Annotated in this window: 17 protein-coding genes, 4 pseudogenes and 2 riboswitches; of the genes and pseudogenes, 3 read left to right on the top strand and 18 right to left on the bottom strand. The window is 41.1% G+C overall.

Annotated elements, in window-relative coordinates:
• Positions 1 to 12 precede the first annotated feature (12 nt).
• The 17 genes and pseudogenes from RCG23_RS15825 to RCG23_RS15745 all read right to left on the bottom strand — a co-directional run bounded on the left by RCG23_RS15825 (position 13) and on the right by RCG23_RS15745 (position 15969).
• Entirely contained in the window at positions 13 to 381 is a 369-nt protein-coding gene (locus tag RCG23_RS15825; RefSeq protein ID WP_308176502.1) for a carboxymuconolactone decarboxylase family protein, read from the bottom strand.
• 117 nt (positions 382 to 498) lie between these two features.
• Entirely contained in the window at positions 499 to 1326 is an 828-nt protein-coding gene (gene metQ / locus RCG23_RS15820) for a methionine ABC transporter substrate-binding lipoprotein MetQ (protein WP_308176501.1), read from the bottom strand.
• Between the two features lie 15 nt (positions 1327 to 1341).
• A pseudogene (locus RCG23_RS15815) lies at positions 1342 to 2012 on the bottom strand (methionine ABC transporter permease).
• Positions 2005 to 3030 (bottom strand): methionine ABC transporter ATP-binding protein, encoded by a 1026-nt coding sequence (locus RCG23_RS15810; protein ID WP_308176500.1) that lies wholly within the window; start codon positions 3028 to 3030, stop codon positions 2005 to 2007. The pseudogene RCG23_RS15815 and the gene RCG23_RS15810 overlap by 8 nt, the downstream one beginning before the upstream one ends.
• A gap of 178 nt (positions 3031 to 3208) precedes the next feature.
• Positions 3209 to 3319, bottom strand: a riboswitch (SAM riboswitch).
• Between the two features lie 131 nt (positions 3320 to 3450).
• Entirely contained in the window at positions 3451 to 4767 is a 1317-nt protein-coding gene (locus tag RCG23_RS15805; RefSeq protein ID WP_308176499.1) for an O-acetylhomoserine aminocarboxypropyltransferase/cysteine synthase family protein, read from the bottom strand.
• Positions 4768 to 4834: 67 nt separating this feature from the next.
• A riboswitch (SAM riboswitch) is annotated at positions 4835 to 4939 on the bottom strand.
• A 69-nt stretch (positions 4940 to 5008) separates the two neighbouring features.
• Positions 5009 to 5338, bottom strand: a complete 330-nt coding sequence (locus tag RCG23_RS15800; protein WP_308176498.1) for an SCP2 sterol-binding domain-containing protein — start codon at positions 5336 to 5338, stop codon at positions 5009 to 5011.
• A gap of 191 nt (positions 5339 to 5529) precedes the next feature.
• Positions 5530 to 6798, bottom strand: coding sequence for an MFS transporter (locus RCG23_RS15795; protein ID WP_308176497.1), 1269 nt, complete (start codon positions 6796 to 6798; stop codon positions 5530 to 5532).
• 235 nt (positions 6799 to 7033) lie between these two features.
• Entirely contained in the window at positions 7034 to 7345 is a 312-nt protein-coding gene (locus RCG23_RS15790; protein WP_308176496.1) for a thioredoxin family protein, read from the bottom strand.
• A gap of 6 nt (positions 7346 to 7351) precedes the next feature.
• A complete protein-coding gene (locus RCG23_RS15785; protein WP_308180077.1) occupies positions 7352 to 7708 on the bottom strand; it encodes a toprim domain-containing protein in 357 nt (118 codons plus the stop codon).
• A gap of 178 nt (positions 7709 to 7886) precedes the next feature.
• Complete coding sequence (locus RCG23_RS15780; protein ID WP_308176495.1) at positions 7887 to 8123, bottom strand: YusG family protein; 237 nt, start codon at positions 8121 to 8123, stop codon at positions 7887 to 7889.
• 143 nt (positions 8124 to 8266) lie between these two features.
• Positions 8267 to 8902 carry an FMN-dependent NADH-azoreductase gene (locus RCG23_RS15775; protein ID WP_308176494.1) on the bottom strand — a complete coding sequence of 212 codons (636 nt, stop codon included), beginning with the start codon at positions 8900 to 8902 and terminating at the stop codon, positions 8267 to 8269.
• Between the two features lie 178 nt (positions 8903 to 9080).
• Positions 9081 to 9230 (bottom strand): hypothetical protein, encoded by a 150-nt coding sequence (locus tag RCG23_RS15770; RefSeq protein ID WP_308176493.1) that lies wholly within the window; start codon positions 9228 to 9230, stop codon positions 9081 to 9083.
• Between the two features lie 164 nt (positions 9231 to 9394).
• Positions 9395 to 9778 (bottom strand): glycine cleavage system protein GcvH, encoded by a 384-nt coding sequence (gene gcvH, locus RCG23_RS15765; RefSeq protein ID WP_308176492.1) that lies wholly within the window; start codon positions 9776 to 9778, stop codon positions 9395 to 9397.
• 81 nt (positions 9779 to 9859) lie between these two features.
• Positions 9860 to 10215, bottom strand: a pseudogene (locus RCG23_RS15760) (arsenate reductase family protein).
• A 246-nt stretch (positions 10216 to 10461) separates the two neighbouring features.
• Positions 10462 to 12246: an acyl-CoA dehydrogenase FadE gene (locus RCG23_RS15755; protein ID WP_308176491.1), complete on the bottom strand. Its 1785-nt coding sequence runs from the start codon at positions 12244 to 12246 to the stop codon at positions 10462 to 10464.
• A gap of 70 nt (positions 12247 to 12316) precedes the next feature.
• Positions 12317 to 13491 (bottom strand): annotated as a pseudogene (locus RCG23_RS15750) (acetyl-CoA C-acetyltransferase).
• 72 nt (positions 13492 to 13563) lie between these two features.
• Positions 13564 to 15969: a 3-hydroxyacyl-CoA dehydrogenase/enoyl-CoA hydratase family protein gene (locus RCG23_RS15745; protein WP_374049762.1), complete on the bottom strand. Its 2406-nt coding sequence runs from the start codon at positions 15967 to 15969 to the stop codon at positions 13564 to 13566.
• A gap of 201 nt (positions 15970 to 16170) precedes the next feature.
• Here RCG23_RS15745 and RCG23_RS15740 point away from each other — a divergent pair.
• A pseudogene (locus tag RCG23_RS15740) lies at positions 16171 to 16304 on the top strand (YuzL family protein).
• A 20-nt stretch (positions 16305 to 16324) separates the two neighbouring features.
• On the opposite strand, the gene RCG23_RS15735 reads toward RCG23_RS15740, so the two are convergent.
• Positions 16325 to 17242 (bottom strand): proline dehydrogenase family protein, encoded by a 918-nt coding sequence (locus RCG23_RS15735; RefSeq protein ID WP_308176490.1) that lies wholly within the window; start codon positions 17240 to 17242, stop codon positions 16325 to 16327.
• A 230-nt stretch (positions 17243 to 17472) separates the two neighbouring features.
• On the opposite strand from RCG23_RS15735, the gene RCG23_RS15730 reads away from it, so the two are divergent.
• Both RCG23_RS15730 and RCG23_RS15725 read left to right on the top strand, forming a co-directional pair.
• On the top strand, positions 17473 to 17754 hold the full coding sequence (locus tag RCG23_RS15730; protein WP_308176489.1) for a hypothetical protein: 282 nt from the start codon (positions 17473 to 17475) through the stop codon (positions 17752 to 17754).
• 26 nt (positions 17755 to 17780) lie between these two features.
• Positions 17781 to 18125, top strand: coding sequence for a spore coat protein (locus RCG23_RS15725; protein WP_308176488.1), 345 nt, complete (start codon positions 17781 to 17783; stop codon positions 18123 to 18125).
• Positions 18126 to 18131 lie beyond the last annotated feature (6 nt).

Genomic DNA, 18131 nt, shown 5'->3' with positions numbered 1-18131 from the left:
GATATTATTTTCTTATTGAAGCTGCTGACCTAACTCAGACATTGCCTCCTGCACAAGCGTTACTGCCTGGCTCATCGCTGCTCCGCCGCCAAAAGCTGCAGTAACCCCGATAGCTTCTAAAATTTCAGCCTCGGTGGCCCCTTCATCAAGGCAGCCTTTTACATGGTATATAATACAATATTCGTCCTGCGAATAAAGGCTGACTCCTAGCGCAATCAGCTGCTTATCTTTTTTTGAAAGAGCGCCTTCCTTAAAGCATGCTTCGGTAAAAGCATTATAGTGCTGTGCTAATTCAGGCATTTTTTGCGTGAATACTCCAAGCCCTTCCTTATAATTATGAAGTGCTGACTCTGTCGAATTTCGAGGCTCATGATACTCCATTCCCTTTTCACTCCAATCTTGAATTTAATCAAAATTAGTATGCAGAAATCCATCTGGTCCTATACGGCGACAGGCACCTTCCAATATATTGGAAGATGCCTGTCGCCTCTTTAACTCTTATTCACCAGAAACCGGTACAACGGCACCCTTATACTGCTTTAGGATGTAGTCCTGGATTTTTTTAGAATGAAGTACTTCTACTAATGCTTTAATTTCTTTTTTGTTTTCGTCGCCTTTGCGAACCGCAATAATGTTTACATACGGTGAATTCTTGTCTTCAATAGCAATAGAGTCCTTAAGCGGATTTAATCCCGCATCAATCGCGTAGTTTGAATTGATTAAGACGGCATCTCCTTCACCATTGTTGTAAATTTGAGGTAGAAGGGATGCTTCGTAATTTGTATCAAACTTCAGGTTTTTAGGATTGTCTACAACATCCTTAACCGTAGCCGTAGTTTTATCTATGCCTTCTTTTAGCTTAATCAAGCCTTGTGCTTCAAGCAGGCTTAACAAACGGCCATGATCGGCTACTGAGTTGCTCATAATCAGGTGAGCTCCCTTTGGAAGATCGCTTAGCTTTTTGTATTTTTTAGAATAAACACCGATTGGTTCGATGTGGATTCCGCCTGCACTAACAAAATCATAACCATTTTCTTTAATTTGCGCTTTTAGATACGGAATGTGCTGGAAGTAGTTAGCATCAAGCTCTTTTGATTCTAATGCTTTGTTTGGTAAAACATAGTCCTGGAACTTTGTGATTTCTAAATCGATACCTTTTGCTTTTAATAGAGGTTTTGCCTGCTCTAAAATTTCAGCGTGTGGAACGTTTGAAGCTCCTACCACTAATTTTTTGCTGCTGCCTTCCTTTTTGTCGCTGGAATTACCGCATGCAGCTAATACTAGTGCAAGCGATAATGCTAAAAGAACACTTAACCATTTTTTCATGTTTGAACTCTCCTTTTATCTTTTATCTAATTTAGAGGCGATGAAGTCACCAATGAACTGAATAATAAATACGATAACCAAAATGATTATCGTGGCGATAATCGTTACATCGTTTTGGTTCCGTTGGAAGCCTTCCAGATAAGCAAGGTTTCCAAGACCGCCGGCCCGATTACTCCCGCCATCGCAGTATAACCCACAAGAGCAATTGCCGTAACGGTGATACCAGATACAAGCGCCGGCATGGACTCAGGAAGGAGGACCTTCCAAATGATAGTTCCGGTTGTCGCTCCCATTGACTTTGCCGCTTCAATGACTCCTTTATCTATTTCTCGCAATCCTATTTCAACCATGCGTGCATAAAAAGGTGCAGCTCCGATAATTAAGGCTGGCAAGGCTGCGTTTTCCCCAATCATGGTATGGACAAGTAATTTAGTTAACGGTATTAGAAGGACAATTAAAATAATGAAAGGAATCGATCTAAAAACATTGACGATCGCACTGATAACCGAGTTAACTGGACGATTCTCCCAAAGGTTCCCTTTTGTTGTCAGGAAAAGCAGTAAACCTAACAGAAGACCTAAAATTAACGTTGCTCCCACTGAAATTCCAGTCATATACAAAGTTTGTTTGGTTGCTTCCCACATGCTTTGCCAGTCAATATCCTGAAAATACTTTTTATCATCCATTTGTGATCACCTCCAGCCCAACCTGCTGTTCGCCGATAAAGCTGACTGCTTTTTCCACTTCTTGCTCAGCACCATCAAGGTGAATAAAAAGTGTGCCATACGAGCCACTTTGGGTTTGCGAAATTTTACCCTGCAAAATATTAACCGTTACATCAAAATTGCGAATGAGATTGGTGATCAGCGGCTGCTCCGCTCCTTCACCGATAAAGGTCAGCTGCACAATCTGCCCAGAATGATATTGCTCAAGTAAATGGTCGATCGTTTCCTTTGTTTCCTCCGGCTCAGTCACCTGCTGGACAAACCTTTTCGTAATCGGCTGCTGTGGATTTTTGAAAACCTCCAGTACTGGACCAAGCTCAACAATCCGTCCGCCTTCCATAACTGCAACACGGTGGCAGATTTTTCGGATCACATGCATTTCATGCGTAATTAGGACAATCGTTAATCCAAGCCGCTTATTTATATCCACAAGAAGTTCCAAAATGGAATCAGTTGTTTGTGGATCAAGTGCTGAAGTCGCTTCATCACAAAGCAAAACCTTTGGATTATTCGCTAGCGCCCTCGCAATGCCGACCCTTTGCTTTTGGCCGCCGCTTAATTGGGAAGGATAAGCGTCCTCTCTGCCCTCAAGGCCGACAAGCTTAATCAATTCGTCTACTCTTTTAAGCCTTTCCTGTTTGCCAACACCGGCAATTTCTAATGGAAAAGCAATATTTTCGCGGACTGTCCTGGACCAAAGAAGATTGAAGTGTTGAAAAATCATACTTATTTCCTGGCGTGCTTTTCGAAGCTCCCCGCCTTTAATTTTTGAAACAACCCGTCCAGCTACTGTAATGGAACCCTCCGAAGGAATCTCCAGCCCATTCAGCATTCGGATCAGTGTACTTTTCCCGGCTCCGCTATAACCAATCACTCCAAAAATTTCACCCTCGTTAATTTCGATGTTCACATCGTCGACTGCTTTTACCTGGCCTTGTTTTGAGGCATAAAATTTCCGGACATTTTTAATAGAAATCATTTCATTCACCCACTTTTTATCCGATGAACGGAGAATCTCCTTGGAAAATTTCCGTTTTGATACAATGACGCAATTCTTATTAATTTATGATTCGATAGTTTTACTCAAAGAATTCAGGATAATAAACAAAAAATGCCTTTCTGCGCATGGCAGAAAGGCATAATGAATTATATCCTTTCTCCCATCTCCCAAAGCAAATGCTTTGTGTGAATTGGCACCATTTCAATGAAAATTCATTGACGGTTGCCGGGCTTCATCGGGCACATCCCTCAGCCTCTCTTGATAAGAGTAAAACAATAAATATATTAAATTTAACTGAACATTTCATCATTAAAAGAATTACGTTTGCTATCGTAACACGAAAAAAAAATGGTGTCAACGAAATTCCTACAATTTTTGCACTACCCTTTTTTTGATGGTTTAAGATTTAACAACAAGGGAGGTCAGACCGGTAGCTGCTTCAATTGCTGACTCTAGGTCCTCGATTAAATCCTCGGCATTTTCAATCCCGATCGATAAACGGATTAGGTCTTCGGAAACGCCTGAAGCTTTTAATCCAGCTTCATCCAATTGCTGGTGGGTGGTGCTCGCAGGATGGATGATTAAACTCTTCGCATCTCCGACATTTGCCACATGCGCCCATAGGGAAATGGAGTTAATCAGTTTCGCTCCTGCTTCCCTACCACCTTTAATCCCAAACACTACGACTGCTCCTGCACCTTTAGATAGGTATTTATCGGCAAGCTCTTTATCTGGGTGTGAGCTGTGGCCAGGATAGGAAACCCATTCAACAGCAGGGTGGCTGGTCAGGTAATTTACAACCTGCTTCGTATTGGCAATATGCTCTTTCATTCTCACATGGAGGGTTTCTAAGCCAAGTGTAAATTGGAAAGCATTTTGCGGGCTCAACGAAGGACCAAGATCCCTCAACAATTGCACCCGTGCTTTTGCTATATAAGCGGCAGCACCAAGAGCCTCGGCATATACAATATCATGGTAGCTAGGATCAGGCGTGGTCAAGCCAGGAAACTTAGGTGAATTCCAATCAAATTTCCCACCATCTACAATGACTCCTCCTAAGGTTGTTCCATTTCCCAGCAGCCATTTTGTCGCGGAGTGAATGACAATATCTGCCCCATGCTCAAATGGGCGGCACAGATATGGCGTGGCAAATGTATTGTCAATGATTAGCGGAATACCTGATTCATGAGCAATCTCCGCCACTTTTTCAATATCTAGCACCCTCAGGCTTGGATTGCCGATTGTCTCCGCAAAAACGGCTTTTGTTTTATCGTTAATGGCAGCGCGGAAGTTCTCGGGATTTTCAGGATTTACGAACTTCACTTTTATTCCGTATTTCGGGAGCGTAACGGCAAATAAATTGTATGTTCCTCCATAAAGCGTTGAAGCAGAGACAATTTCATCACCTGCTTCGGCAATATTTAATATCGCAAGCGTAATCGCCGCCATGCCGCTTGCCACCGCAAGAGCCCCTATTCCGCCCTCAAGCAGCGCAACCCTTTCTTCGAACACGGTAACAGTCGGATTATGTATCCGTGTATAAATATAACCTGGTTCTTTCAAAGCAAATAAGTTAGCAGCATGCTCCGTATTTTTGAATTGATAGGCATTATTTTGATAAATAGGCACGGCCCTTGCTCCTGTTACCGGATCTGCAGATAATCCCCCATGTACACCAAGTGTTTCAAATCGGTATGCCTTTTGTCCGTTGCTCATCCCACATTCTCCTCCCATGACCTCCACAAAACAAAAATCCCCACTTCATAAGAAGAGGGGGCTTCTCTTCTTATCTTCCAGAGCAAAAAACGCTCTGCTGGATTTAGCACCGTGTTAAAAAACCGGTTGCCGGGCATCGTAGGGCCAGTCCCTCCGCCACTCTTGATAAGAATGTTATGGAATTGTTATTATTAATTGAATATTTAAAAGAATCTTACAACATTATAATTATTCCGTCAACCTATTTGTATGTTAATTTTTGTGTTCCTGCCAGATAAAAAATAGATTCCGCCCTTAAAATACTTCTAAAAGGACCTTGTATTTGCAGCTCACCAGTTTTGATAAACTCTCTAAGCTTAGCTTTTCCAGAGAGCAGACTCCTTACTGCCTCATCTCTCCCCCGAATGATGCAGTCTTCAAGTAAGAAATCGGCATAATCCTCATTAAGTTCAGCCTTGCCATTGCAAATGCAAAGGGAAAAACGTTGATTCTCCAATACAAAATAAACCGTAAAACGTCCTTCATTTTGAACAATCTGTGAAATATGTTTTTTACTATTTAGTTCAGCCAAAAAGCATTGAACAGACTCTCTCATTTAACCACTCCGATTCGCTCACCTGTTACATTTAATTCAGCAAATCAGTGGAATTTCCTGCATCTTTTCTTCGACAGAAATTTTATTAAAAGGTAAAAAAAGACAACGCGGGATACAATTCGGCATTGTCAAACATTTCCCAAGAAATATGTCATTTTTCACCGTTCCTAAACAGCTTTTACGGCAGAAGGCTTTGCTTTTTCAGGAACAAACCTTCTGAATACAAGATAGAAATAAGTGGAGCCAATTAAGTAAAGCACAGATGTAATCAGGAAGACATAGGCATAGCCCCAGTAGGATCCGTACTTTAAAACAATTCCCATAGAAACGGGTCCCATCAAAGCCCAACCTAGATTAAAAACCATTTGATTGACTGAATTGGCAAGGCCTTTTACCGAATCGTCCACCTTTGACATCATCAGTGAAGATTGAATCGGATTGGCTGCATTCATCAATGCCTGCCTAAATAAAAATCCGAGAGCTGCTATCCATAAATGCTCTGCAAAAGCTGTCAGCAGAAGAAAAGGCAAAGAAGAAAGCTGCAGGAAAACGACTGCTTTTACTTCCCCAACTTTTTTTGCTACCAAAGGGCCAATGACCATGGCAAGGGCCGTTGCCGCCTGGCCAAGGGAAATAATAAAGCCGATGGCTGAAGTTGGAGCCCCAAAACGATCAGCAAAGTAGAGGTTAAGATATGGGATGACAAGCCCAGCGCCAAAGCCAATCATCAATTGTGCTCCGGCAAACAGAACAATCATTTTAACCCCTTCATTTTTCCAGCTGATCTCTGAAAATATACGTCTCTTTTTCGACGAGCTCTCTTTCTTTCTTGGCATTTCTTGAAATTTCGCCGCAGGAAAAGCCCCCATTATAAATATAACGGCGCCTATAATTAACGTAAATCGAATACTATTCAAATCATTAAAAAATAACGAGAAGGCATCGTTTAAAAATCCACCGAGCAAATTCCCAACAACATTGGCGCCTGTTAATAAAGCAAAATGGAGACTAAACAAGTTTACTCTTTGCTCTGCTGTTGAATTTTCTGCCATCCAGGGGATACCCGAAACTTGCAGGAAAGCCATTGAAAGGCCTCCAGCAAAGGCCAGAATTACTAATGGTTCATGCAGGTCAACGAGACTGCGGAGCAAGAGAAGGATGCCCGAAATGATAATCCCATAAAAGATCACTTTTTTTCTTCCAAATCGGTCACTGATTAAACCAGCCGGAACTAAAATAATGGCCGTTGCTAGGGAGGTCATGGAAATCACCTGACCGTTCACCGAATTCGATAGCCCAAGCTCGCGAATGTAGAAATTATAAATAACCATGAAGATACCCATGCCAATCTGGGTAATAATATTTGCCGTGAAGCTTAACTTAATATTTTTATTATAACCATGAATCTGGTCTGACAAGCTGTGATAGAAAGCCATCAAATCCGCCCCTTAAGATATTTCGCCTCCCTAAATATATCTCAAAAGGAACTTTTTGTAAATCCGATTTTTCATAATAATAATAGAAGTTACTAAAGGATTTTTCGATAAAGAAAACTCGCCGATTGGCTAAGACAGAGGCGTAGTTGCCCTTATGCGTGATAAGAAAGAATAAACTTGCGAAAGTTTATTCTTTCTTATCAGCCGACAAAAAAACAGATGGCTGGCATCTGTTTTAGTTTAAATTTGTATTTATTTTATCGAGCAGAAATGGAACAGAATGAAATGCATATATCATTTCAATGATCTCTCCTCCCTTAATAAAAAGGAGACACGGAACACTTTCAACTGAAAGGCTTTGTGCAAGCTCAGGGGTATAGTTTAAGTCCATTTTGCCGATTTCAAGATCTGGCTTCATTTCAGAAATAACCCGTAGCATTTTCGACGCGAGCTGGCAAGTACCGCACATAGGAGTGTAAAAATAAACGAGTCCTGTTAAATTTTCAGTTAAAAATGTAAGATATTGCTCTTTTGACCATTCGTTCATTGCTTTTCAACCCATCTCCAAAAATTCCGAATGCACATCAATATTTGCCCCTATAAGCACAGTTGCAAGATGATGCTGAGGAGCAGTTGCTACCTCCCGATACATTCTGTCTATATATAAATGTTCCGCTTCAGGAAATTCCCTTTTAAATTGTTTGCGTAGCTTTTCTCCTGCTTCGTCCGCATCCACAAGAATATAAACATCCTTGTCTTCGAGAAAATCGATCAGTTCATCCAGTTTGGTAAGGCCAATTGTGCCATTTGTACAAATAATTTCAACTGGTTCCTTAACAATGCTTTTTACCTTTCTTTTGTCAGATGTACCTTCGACAATAATCACCTTGTCAACATACGCATCATTCATAAAATCACCCATATATAGTTGTTGGTTTTCCCAAAGACCTTCAGGAAAGGAAGTGCTGTGTAATGTTAACATATTCATATTTATGGATCTTGTGTGACCTTAATTAAGTGTATGTTCACTATATCATTATTGTCCTTTTATTTGTAGGAGTTTGCCTAATGTTTATAGACAAGCTGGATTAACACCAGCCCCCATCGCCACAATCAGTATAACGTGCGTCTTTGCCTTCCGATACAGTTACATTTTGATAAATTTTTTGTTGATCAGCTTCATAATGATGCTCCAGCTCGTATTGAAGGTTTTCTGGCATTTTTATCCTGCCGATTATACTATTTTCTAACAAAAGTTCAATTTCACCATCTTTAATTTTTCCAACCACACGATCAGTAACATCTATTTTCTTAGGATTTAACATACTACATTCCACCTTTCAAGCTGTTTTAATCATAGCTTTCCCCGCTTTCAGGCAGAAAAAATAGAAATATAAGTAAACAAAGATATTATCCCTAAAAATAAAAAGTAAAAAGAGCCAACAAATGCTGGCTCTTGAAAGTTTGCTTAGAAGGTTTGCGCCAAATCTTTTGCACGGGCAATGCCGTTTTCTTTGATTTCCTGTGCTTTATCAGGCATGGCTGCATGTCCTTCAATAAATAATCCTTCAAAGGAAGGAACACCGAAGAATTGCATAAGAACTGTTAGATAGCGGTGGCCCATTTCCACTTCAGCTGCAGGGCCTTCTGAATAGATACCTCCGCGAGCCTGAATATGAAGTGCTTTTTTATCAGTTAACAGCCCTACTGGACCTTCTGCAGTATATTTAAAAGTTTTGCCTGCAACCGCAACAGAATCTAAATATGCCTTCATCACTGGCGGAAATGAGAAATTCCATAACGGAGTTACAAATACATATTTGTCTGCGGATACAAACTGCTCGCTTAACTCAGAAAGTCGTCCAACTTTTGCTTTTTCATCCGCCGAAAGCTCATCAAAGCCTTTACCAGTCTGAAGCTTGCCCCAGCCGCTGAATACATCTGCATCGATTTGAGGAATATTTTCCTTGTAAAGATCAATGTGGATTACTTCATCAGTTGAATTTACTTCCTTATAAGTGTCAATAAAAGCCTTACCTGCTGCCATACTAAATGATTGAGCCTCATCATGTGGATGAGCTGTGATATATAATACTTTTGCCATGTAAATACCTATCCTTTCACTTGGGGATTATGTCTTGATGCTAAATAAATAGCCGATTAACTTGAATTAAGATATTTTTAATTCGAGATAATAATACAAAAGGATTTATTATTTATCAAGCAATATGCATCGCAAATTAAAAAGGATATGCCTTTAAGACACATCCTTTTGGTAAAAACTATTCTGCATTATTAATTTCATAGGGATTTCCACCCAGGTTTTTTCTCACTTCATCGGTAAGAACAAATTGTTCATTCAATCCTGTTCCGTCCCCTGCCATATCAGCAGGATGAAGACTTCCATCATAATGTAATGGTTTTCCTTCCATTCCTTCACCTCCATTAACGTATATTATTTATAGTATTATTTTACTATTCACCAATTATTTATAATAGCTACATTTAAAAAAATTCGTACTTTTTATCGATTTTTTTCCGCGTAAAAAAAGCGTGCAATTCCGATTAGGAATTGCACGCTTTTAAGAGTTAAAACTTAGTCTTCATTAATCATTTCTTCATATTGTTCAGCAGTCATCAGCTTGTCAATCTCGCTGTTATCAGATGGTTCAATGACAATCATCCAAGCCTTTTCATATGGAGATTCATTTACAAATTCCGGGCTGTCATTGAGGTCTTCATTTACTTCTACTACTTTACCGCTTACCGGTGCATATAGTTCGGATACAGTTTTAACAGACTCTACGCTTCCGAATGGCTCGTCAGCAGTTATTTCATCGCCAACCTCAGGCAGTTCAACGAAAACGATATCTCCCAGCTCCGATTGAGCAAAATGCGTAATACCAACGCGAACCTGTTCCCCTTCAACTTTTACCCATTCATGTTCTTCTGAATAACGCAATTCCTTTGGTGTACTCATAGATATCCCTCCACTATTTCTTTTAAAAATCTATCATAAAAAAACGATAGCCTTAAGTTAGTTAACAAAACTGATCAGATTCTAAAGCCACTTCTCTTCATATTCCTCTTCTTTATAACCGACGGTAACTTTGCTTCCGTCTGTCAAAAGGGCCTTTTAATCAGCATTCCATCTGAGGAAAGCAAATCAAGCAATTCTTCCTCAGTCGCAGTGCTTAGTCGGTCCTTTATTCCAAGTTCACGATACTTTTGCCCGCTGGTATTAAAGAACTTCTTTAATTCCAGTCCGCTTTTTTGATACAGTTCCTTCAGTTCTTCATGGGAAGGCGGATTTTCAACAATATGTACTTCCTTATAGGAAAGCTGATGTTCATCCAGCCATTTTTTCGCTTTCCTGCATGTACCGCATTTAGGGTACCAATAAAAGGTTAATGCCAACGATTTTCACCGTCCTCTTTTAGGCCATCAAGATATTTCTCTCCAATTTGAATATTAACATAATGGCAAATAAATTCATAACGAAAGAGAAGGCATTTTAATGAATTTTTCCTATAAAGATACTTTCGACTAATTTTTAAAAACTCCTTCTCTGTTACGAAGATACTTCTTCAAATTATAACGCTCCCTTCTAAACTGAAGGGAGCTGTCAAATGTTATAAAATTATTTAAGGATGTCTTTCCAAATTAAACGATAAATCGTTCCGCTTCGATGAGCCTGTCTGCAGCTTCACGTTTTTTCGCAATTACATTGATTGGTGTATAGCGTGTAAACTTCCTAAGTGCTGAAATTAGCATGCGTAGCGAATCACCCTGTTCAACAGCTACTAGAGTTTCTTTTGCATGCTGTTCGATTTCCACAAAGGCCTCCTGACAGAAGATTTGAGTATATAAAAGCTTTTGCTTACTCTTCTCCAGTCCAGCTTTTTCAATTGCTTTTTCAGTACGGAGAACAGCTGATTCCATTGCATACGCATTGGATACAATGTCAGCAATATTTACTAGGATTTCCTGTTCTTTATCCAATGCTTTACCGTACTTCTGGGCTGCAAGGCCGGCTGCAAGCAAACCAATTTTCTTCGCATTTTTAACCAGGTATTTTTCCTGTGCAAGCGGCTCTTCACCCGGCTCTTCCGGCATCATCATCATCAATTCCTCTTGTAAAGCCTGGGCTTTTTGGAATAATGGCAGCTCGCCTTTGAATGCTTTTTTCAAAAACGTTCCTGGTACAATCAGGCGGTTAATTTCATTCGTACCTTCGAAGATTCGGTTGATACGGGAATCACGATAAGCTCTTTCAATTTCGTATTCCTGCATGAAACCATATCCGCCATGAATTTGGACTCCTTCATCAACCACAAAATCAAGTGTTTCAGAAGCGAATACTTTATTTAAGGAGCACTCGATCGCATACTCAGCAATTGAGTTTGCAACCTCTTTCCCGTTCTTTACTTCTTCATCGGATAAACGGCTCATCCGGTCTTCAAATAAACCAACCGTACGGTAAACAGAGCTCTCAGCCGCATATGTTTTTACAGCCATTGTCGCAAGCTTCTCTTTAATTAAATTGAATTGTGAGATAGGTGTCTTAAACTGCTGGCGCTGGTTTGCATATTTAACCGAAATTTCAAACGCGTGCTTGGATGCTCCTACAGCTCCTACCCCCAGCTTATAGCGGCGAATATTAAGGATATTAAAGGCTATAACATGCCCTTTTCCCGCTTCACCAAGAAGGTTTTCCTTTGGCACAAGTGCATCCTGAAGAATCAACGTCCGTGTAGAAGAACTCTTAATTCCCATTTTCTTTTCTTCCGCACCTGTAGAAACGCCTTCAAATTCTCTCTCAACAATAAATGCAGAGAACTGCTCCCCATCAATTTTAGCGTAGACAACGAAAACATCTGCAAATCCAGCGTTTGTGATCCACTGCTTTTCTCCATTTAAAACATAATGAGTGCCTTCCGCATTCAGCTTTGCAGTTGTTCTCGCACCAAGGGCATCAGATCCAGAACCTGGTTCAGTTAAGGCATAAGCCGCAAGCTTCTCACCAGTCGCCAATAACGGTAAATATTTCTGCTTTTGCTCTTCATTACCAAATAAAACAATTGGAAGTGAGCCGATACCTACATGGGCACCGTGCGAAATAGAAAATCCACCTGCACGGGACAATTTTTCCGAAATTAAAGCAGAGCTGATTTTATCAATGCCTAGACCGCCGTACTCTTCTGGAACATCCGCTCCTAAAAGGCCAAGTTCTCCAGCCTGCTTCAACAGCTTAACAGAACGGTCAAACTCATGCTTCTCAAGGTATTCCACCTGCGGAAGCACTTCGTTCACTACATAATCCTCAGTTGTTTTTGCAATCATTTTCTGCTCATCGGAAAGGTCCTCCGGAGTAAATAAGCGCTCATAGGAAACATCCTCAATCAAAAAACTTCCGCCTTTAATCAAGTTCTCAGTTTGGTTGGCCATTTATTTTTCCTCCAATCTATTATTTAACGTTTTATGATGCTATTGCCCCCTCAGCGGAGGCATTGATTTTTTATAAAAGTTCGAAAACGCCAGCTGCACCCATACCGCCGCCAATGCACATAGTGACAACACCAAATTGCTGATTACGGCGTTTCATTTCATGGATAAGTGTAAGTGTCAGCTTGGCTCCGGAGCATCCTAGCGGATGTCCAAGCGCAATTGCCCCGCCATTTACATTCACCTTATCTTCATCAAGACCCAATTCACGGATTACCTGAATGGATTGGGATGCAAAGGCTTCATTTAATTCGAACAATCCTACATCCGACACTTCAAGCCCTGCTAATTTCAATGCTTTCGGAATCGCTACAACCGGACCGATTCCCATAATTTCAGGCGGCACTCCGCCAACCGCGAACGATCTGAATTTCACCATTGGTTTAAGCCCTAGCGAATCTGCTTTTTCGCGGTCCATTACCATTACGGCAGCAGCCCCATCGCTCGTCTGTGATGAATTGCCGGCAGTAACCGTGCCCGTTAACGAAAAGGCCGGTCGAAGTCTGGCAAGAGCAGTCAGGTTTGTATCTGCCCTGACACCTTCATCCTGGGTAAACTGGATGGTTTTTTCAGATAGCTTATTGTCTTTGCCGACAGAACGGAGCGTGACATCCACCGGAACGATTTCATCGACGAATTTCCCTTCCTGGATTGCCTTTGCTGCACGCTGATGGCTTCTAACCGCAAATGCATCCTGTTCTTCCCGTGTGATTCCATATTTTTTTGCTACTTCTTCCGCGGTATCGCCCATTCCCATGTAATATTGCGGGGCTGTCTCTGCAAGCCTGATATTCGGTCGGGTGACATGGCCCATCATAGGCACCAGGCTCATAGATTCCGTTCCGCCTGCAAGAATCGTATCAGAGTGTCCAAGCATGATCCGTTCCGCTCCGTATGCAATAGCCTGAAGGCCGAAGAACAATAACGGTTGATGGTTATCGCCGGGACAGTATGCGAAAGCCCTGCAAGGCCTCCGATATTCCTAGCCATGTTAAGCCCCTGTTCAGCTTCCGGCATGGCACAGCCGATAATTAAATCATCTATGTTACCTTCGTAATTTCCTGCCCGTCTCAATGTTTCTTTTACAACAAGCGCTCCCAGGTCATCAGGGCGAACATGGGCAAGCGTCCCTTTTTTTGCTTTTCCTACAGGAGTCCTGGCTCCTGCTACAATTACCGCTTCTCTCATTTCGTTCCCTCTCTTTCCTCTTAAAATAGCAATTTTCATATCTATTATTTTTAATTATCATTCGTCTACTGGTTAATTCCGAAGCGGCTTTCCTTTAAGAAGCATATGCTGCATTCTCTGCTGGGATTTCGGCTCGGCAACAAGGCTTAAGAAGGCTTCTCTTTCTAAATCCAATAAATACTGTTCATCTACTTTCGTGCCAAATGGAACTTTGCCTCCTGCAAGCACATATGCAAGCTTTTTAGCAATCTTTAAATCGTGCTCCGAAATATAGCCGGAATACAGCATTGTCTGTGCCCCAAGTAGAAGTGTTGCATATCCCGTTTCTCCGACAACAGGAATTTTTTTGCGCACCGGGGGCTTGTAGCCTTTCTCATATAATGACAAGACAGCCTGTTTTGCATCATACAGAAGGTGGTCTCCATTTACGCTCACACCATCAGCAAGATTCAGGAAGTTGTTTTCACGAGCTTCCTCGCCAGAGGTCGAGACCTTTGCAGTCGCAATTGTTTCAAACACTTTATTGGCAACCTTCTGGAGATCGAATTCAACCCCATTTGGGATATTTTCCAAATGCTTGATATAAAGTTCTTTATTTCCACCGCCACCTGGGATAAGTCCAACTCCTACTTCTACTAGGCCCATATAAGTTTCCGACGAAGCCTGGATATGTGCAGCTGGCAGGCACACTTCAGATCCTCCTCCGAGGGTCATACTAAATGGTGCTGCTACAACCGGTCTTGCGCTGTATTTAATCTTCATCATCGCCTGCTGGAAATGACGGACCACCATGTCGATTTCATAAACATTGTCATCCTGTGCTTCCATCAGAATCATCGCGAGGTTTGCTCCAACACAGAAGTTTTTGCCCTGATTGCCAATAACAAGACCTTTGAAATTCTTCTCGACTTCATCAACGGCAAAATTAATCATCTGGATAATATCAAGTCCGATTGCATTGTTAGGAGAATGGAATTCCAGCAGCGCAACACCCTCTCCAAGATCAATCAAGCTGGCTCCGCTGTTTTTCTTAATAACTCCATTTTTCTTCTTTAGCTGTTTAAGATTTATTACTTTAGGATTTACTTCGATTGCTGTGTATTCACCATTATGGTAGAACTGAAGCTCTCCATCGATTTCCTTATAAAAAGAAGTGAAACCTTTTTCGAGCATTTCTGTAACCCATGCAGGCACTTCTGCTCCAGATTCCTTCATTTTTTGGACCGATTTTTCTAAGCCAATCGCATCCCAGGTTTCGAAAGGACCCATTTCCCACCCAAATCCCCATTTCATGGCACGGTCGATGGCCACGATATCATCCGCGATTGTACCTAACAATTCTGCCGAATAAATAAAGACCGGACTAAATATATTCCATAGTAATTGGCCTGCGCGGTCACCTGAATATACAAGCGCTTTCATTTTATTCCCTGTACCCTTTTCCTGCTTACTCAACTCTGTGGCTGCTGTTTTCAGTTTTTTGCGCGGTCCATATTCAAGTGAATTCGGATCTAGCTCCAAAATGTCTTTGCCTTGCTTTAAAAAGAATCCCTGGCCAGACTTGCTTCCAAGCCATCCTTTTTGCAGCATTTCCTTCATGAAGGAAGGCACTTCAAATACTTGTTTTTCTTTTCCTTCAACCTGCTCATATACGTTATTCGCTACATGAACAAATGTATCAAGCCCGACAACATCGAGCGTACGGAAGGTCGCGCTCTTACGCCTGCCAATAAGCGGGCCTGTCACTGAATCGACTTCACCAACACTGTAGCCGCCTTTGAGCATTTCCTGAAGCGTTACAAGCAATCCATATGTGCCAATGCGGTTTGCGATAAAGTTCGGCGTATCCTTTGCGAAGACGACACCTTTTCCTAATACATCCTCACCGAATTCTTTCATGAAAGAAAGGATACCAGGATCGGTATACTTCGTTGGAATGACTTCAAGAAGCTTGAGATATCGCGGCGGGTTAAAGAAATGCGTGCCAAGGAAGTGTTTTTGGAAGTCAGCCGAACGCCCTTCCACCATCGCCTCCACGGAAATACCCGATGTATTCGAGCTTACAATGCTTCCCGGCTTTCGGTATTGGTCGACTTTTTCAAATACCTGCTTTTTTACATTCAGGTTTTCAACCACCACTTCAATAATCCAGTCAACCTCGCTTAATTTGCTTAAGTCGTCTTCCAGGTTTCCAGCTTCGATCAATGAAAGGTTACTTTTAGAGGTTAATGGTGCTGGCTTCTGCTTTAAAAGTTTTTGGATCGAAACCGTACTGATTCTGTTTCTGACCTGCTTATCTTCCAAAGTCAGCCCCTTCGATTTTTCTTCTTCTGTTAGTTCACGCGGTACAATGTCCAATAATAGCGTCGGAATGCCTATGTTAGCTAAGTGTGCAGCAATGCCTGAGCCCATAACTCCTGAACCAAGCACCGCAGCCTTTTTTATAAGTTGGATCACCTTTGTCTCCCCCTTCGGCATTTGTTGAATGAATACTCATTCATTTTATTATCAAAAAAAATTTCCTTCTGAATGAGATCTGCTTATTAATTAATATAAAATATTTTAAAAATTTACGCAATAATTAAGGAGTGGAAAAATAAAAATTTTTCGAAAAGTCTTTTTTTATAATTCGGCTTAATATTTTTATTCGGTGGGAACGCTATTTATGAGGTGATAATCATGGCAAGAGTAAAGAAAGATCCGTCCAGGGCGGGAATAAGTGCTGCCAGTGTTAAAGGCAATGCCTGCCAAATATTGAAAATGACGGCGGCGGAAAAGTAAACAGCCAGAATAACCAATATAAAAAGAAATAAAAAACAGGCCTTGCCGTTTTTTATTTCTTAACCATTCCTTTTAGAACGAATGCAACGTTCGCTGGGCGCTCAGCCAGACGGCGCATAAAATAGCCGTACCAGTCTGTTCCAAATGGAACGTAAACGCGCATTGTATAGCCCTCTTTTACTAATTCCAATTGTCTTTCCGGGCGGATTCCATAAAGCATTTGGAATTCAAATTGATTATTTGGTATATTATGCTCTTTAACAAGCTGCTTCGTATACTCAATTATCGCCTCATCATGTGAAGCGATCGCGGTATAATTGCCATTTAAAAGATGCTGTTTAATGATTTTTTTATAGTTCTCATCCACATCCTTCTTTTCTGGGAAGGCAACTTCAGGAGATTCCTTATATGCCCCTTTTACAAGGCGCAGGTTTGGATGGTATGCGTTCAAATCCTCCACATCGTTTTCAACGCGGAACAAATAAGCCTGTAAGACAGTGCCGACATTATCAAACTCTTTTCTCAGTTCTTTAAAAACTTCGATTGTTTTTTGGCAGCGGGAGTAATCCTCCATATCAATGGTCACAAAAATATTGTATTCTTTTGCTGCTTCAAGAATGCGGCGCATATTATTCATCACAAGCTCATCAGAAATATCAATGCCTATGGATGTCATTTTAAGAGATAGCTGTGAATTTAACCCTTCACGACCAATCGCATGGATTGCCTTGATTGAATTATCAGCCATTTCATTTGCTTCTGCAGCATTATCCACGAACTCACCCAGATAATCTATTGTTACTGCCAAGCCTTTTTGGTTGAGGTCCTTAATTACTTGAACCGCCTGGTCAATTGTCTCGCCCGCAACAAAACGGCCTGCTCCGAAGCGAAGTCCGTATTTTTTGGCCATCTTCGTTAGCGATCTATTCTTTGATAAAAAAAGAAAAAAGTTCTTCATTACCTGTTCCATCCTATTTCCCCCTTGTAAACGATTGCAACAATAATTAAAATTTTTTAGTCTTCTGCCATACTCCCTTGTAATGCAAGGGTTTTCAAAATCATTTTATCATTTTTAATGTTTTTTGAATATAATTAAATTTTTTTGTTTTACCGTGCTTATTCTTTTGCTTCCGCATAGAAAAATTACACGGTGGCAACCTATAAAAGCATGTATTAAATCATCATTCAGGAGGAACTTTTATGCAGCAGCAAAATATGAATATGCAAAATCAACAGGGGATCATGCAAACACCCCCCGCTGTCATTTCTTCCAAAGACTCGCTTTATTTAACAGACATGATGTCATGGAATCTATTAGCCGCAAAAAAATCTCATTTTTTTGCTCAGCAGTGCCAGGATCAGGAGCTTAAAACTGAAATGGAAAAATGCGGACAAATGCATCAGCGCCATTACCAGCAGATCCTAGGCCATCTTCAATCCCATTTAAACCAGCAGCAGCCGAACAACAACTTGCAGCAGTAAAGACAACTAGCGGAGGAGATATTGACATGAATCAAAATCCTAATCAGCAAAAAATCCAAAATCCTGAATCACAGATTCCGAAAACCCCGCAAATGAACGATCGCGATTTTATCAATGACCTGCTGGCACAGGAAAAGTATTTGACCACTTCCTATTCCATTGCCATGCATGAAGCCAGCCATGATGGTCTGTATCAGGATATTATGGCAATTTTCAGCGAAACAGAAAAATGCCAGCGTGACCTATACAATCTGATGTTTAAAAAAGGCTGGTACAAAATCGAGGCTGCCGAACAGCAAAAGCTTCAGCAGTCCTATCAGCAGTTCCAGGGCTATACCAATCAGTTTCCGTATGGAAATAACCTTCAATAGAACTCC

It is taken from the genome of Neobacillus sp. PS3-34, from assembly GCF_030915465.1.
Lineage (GTDB): Bacteria > Bacillota > Bacilli > Bacillales > Cytobacillaceae > Neobacillus_A.
This window is presented reverse-complemented; position numbering and strand designations above follow the sequence as displayed.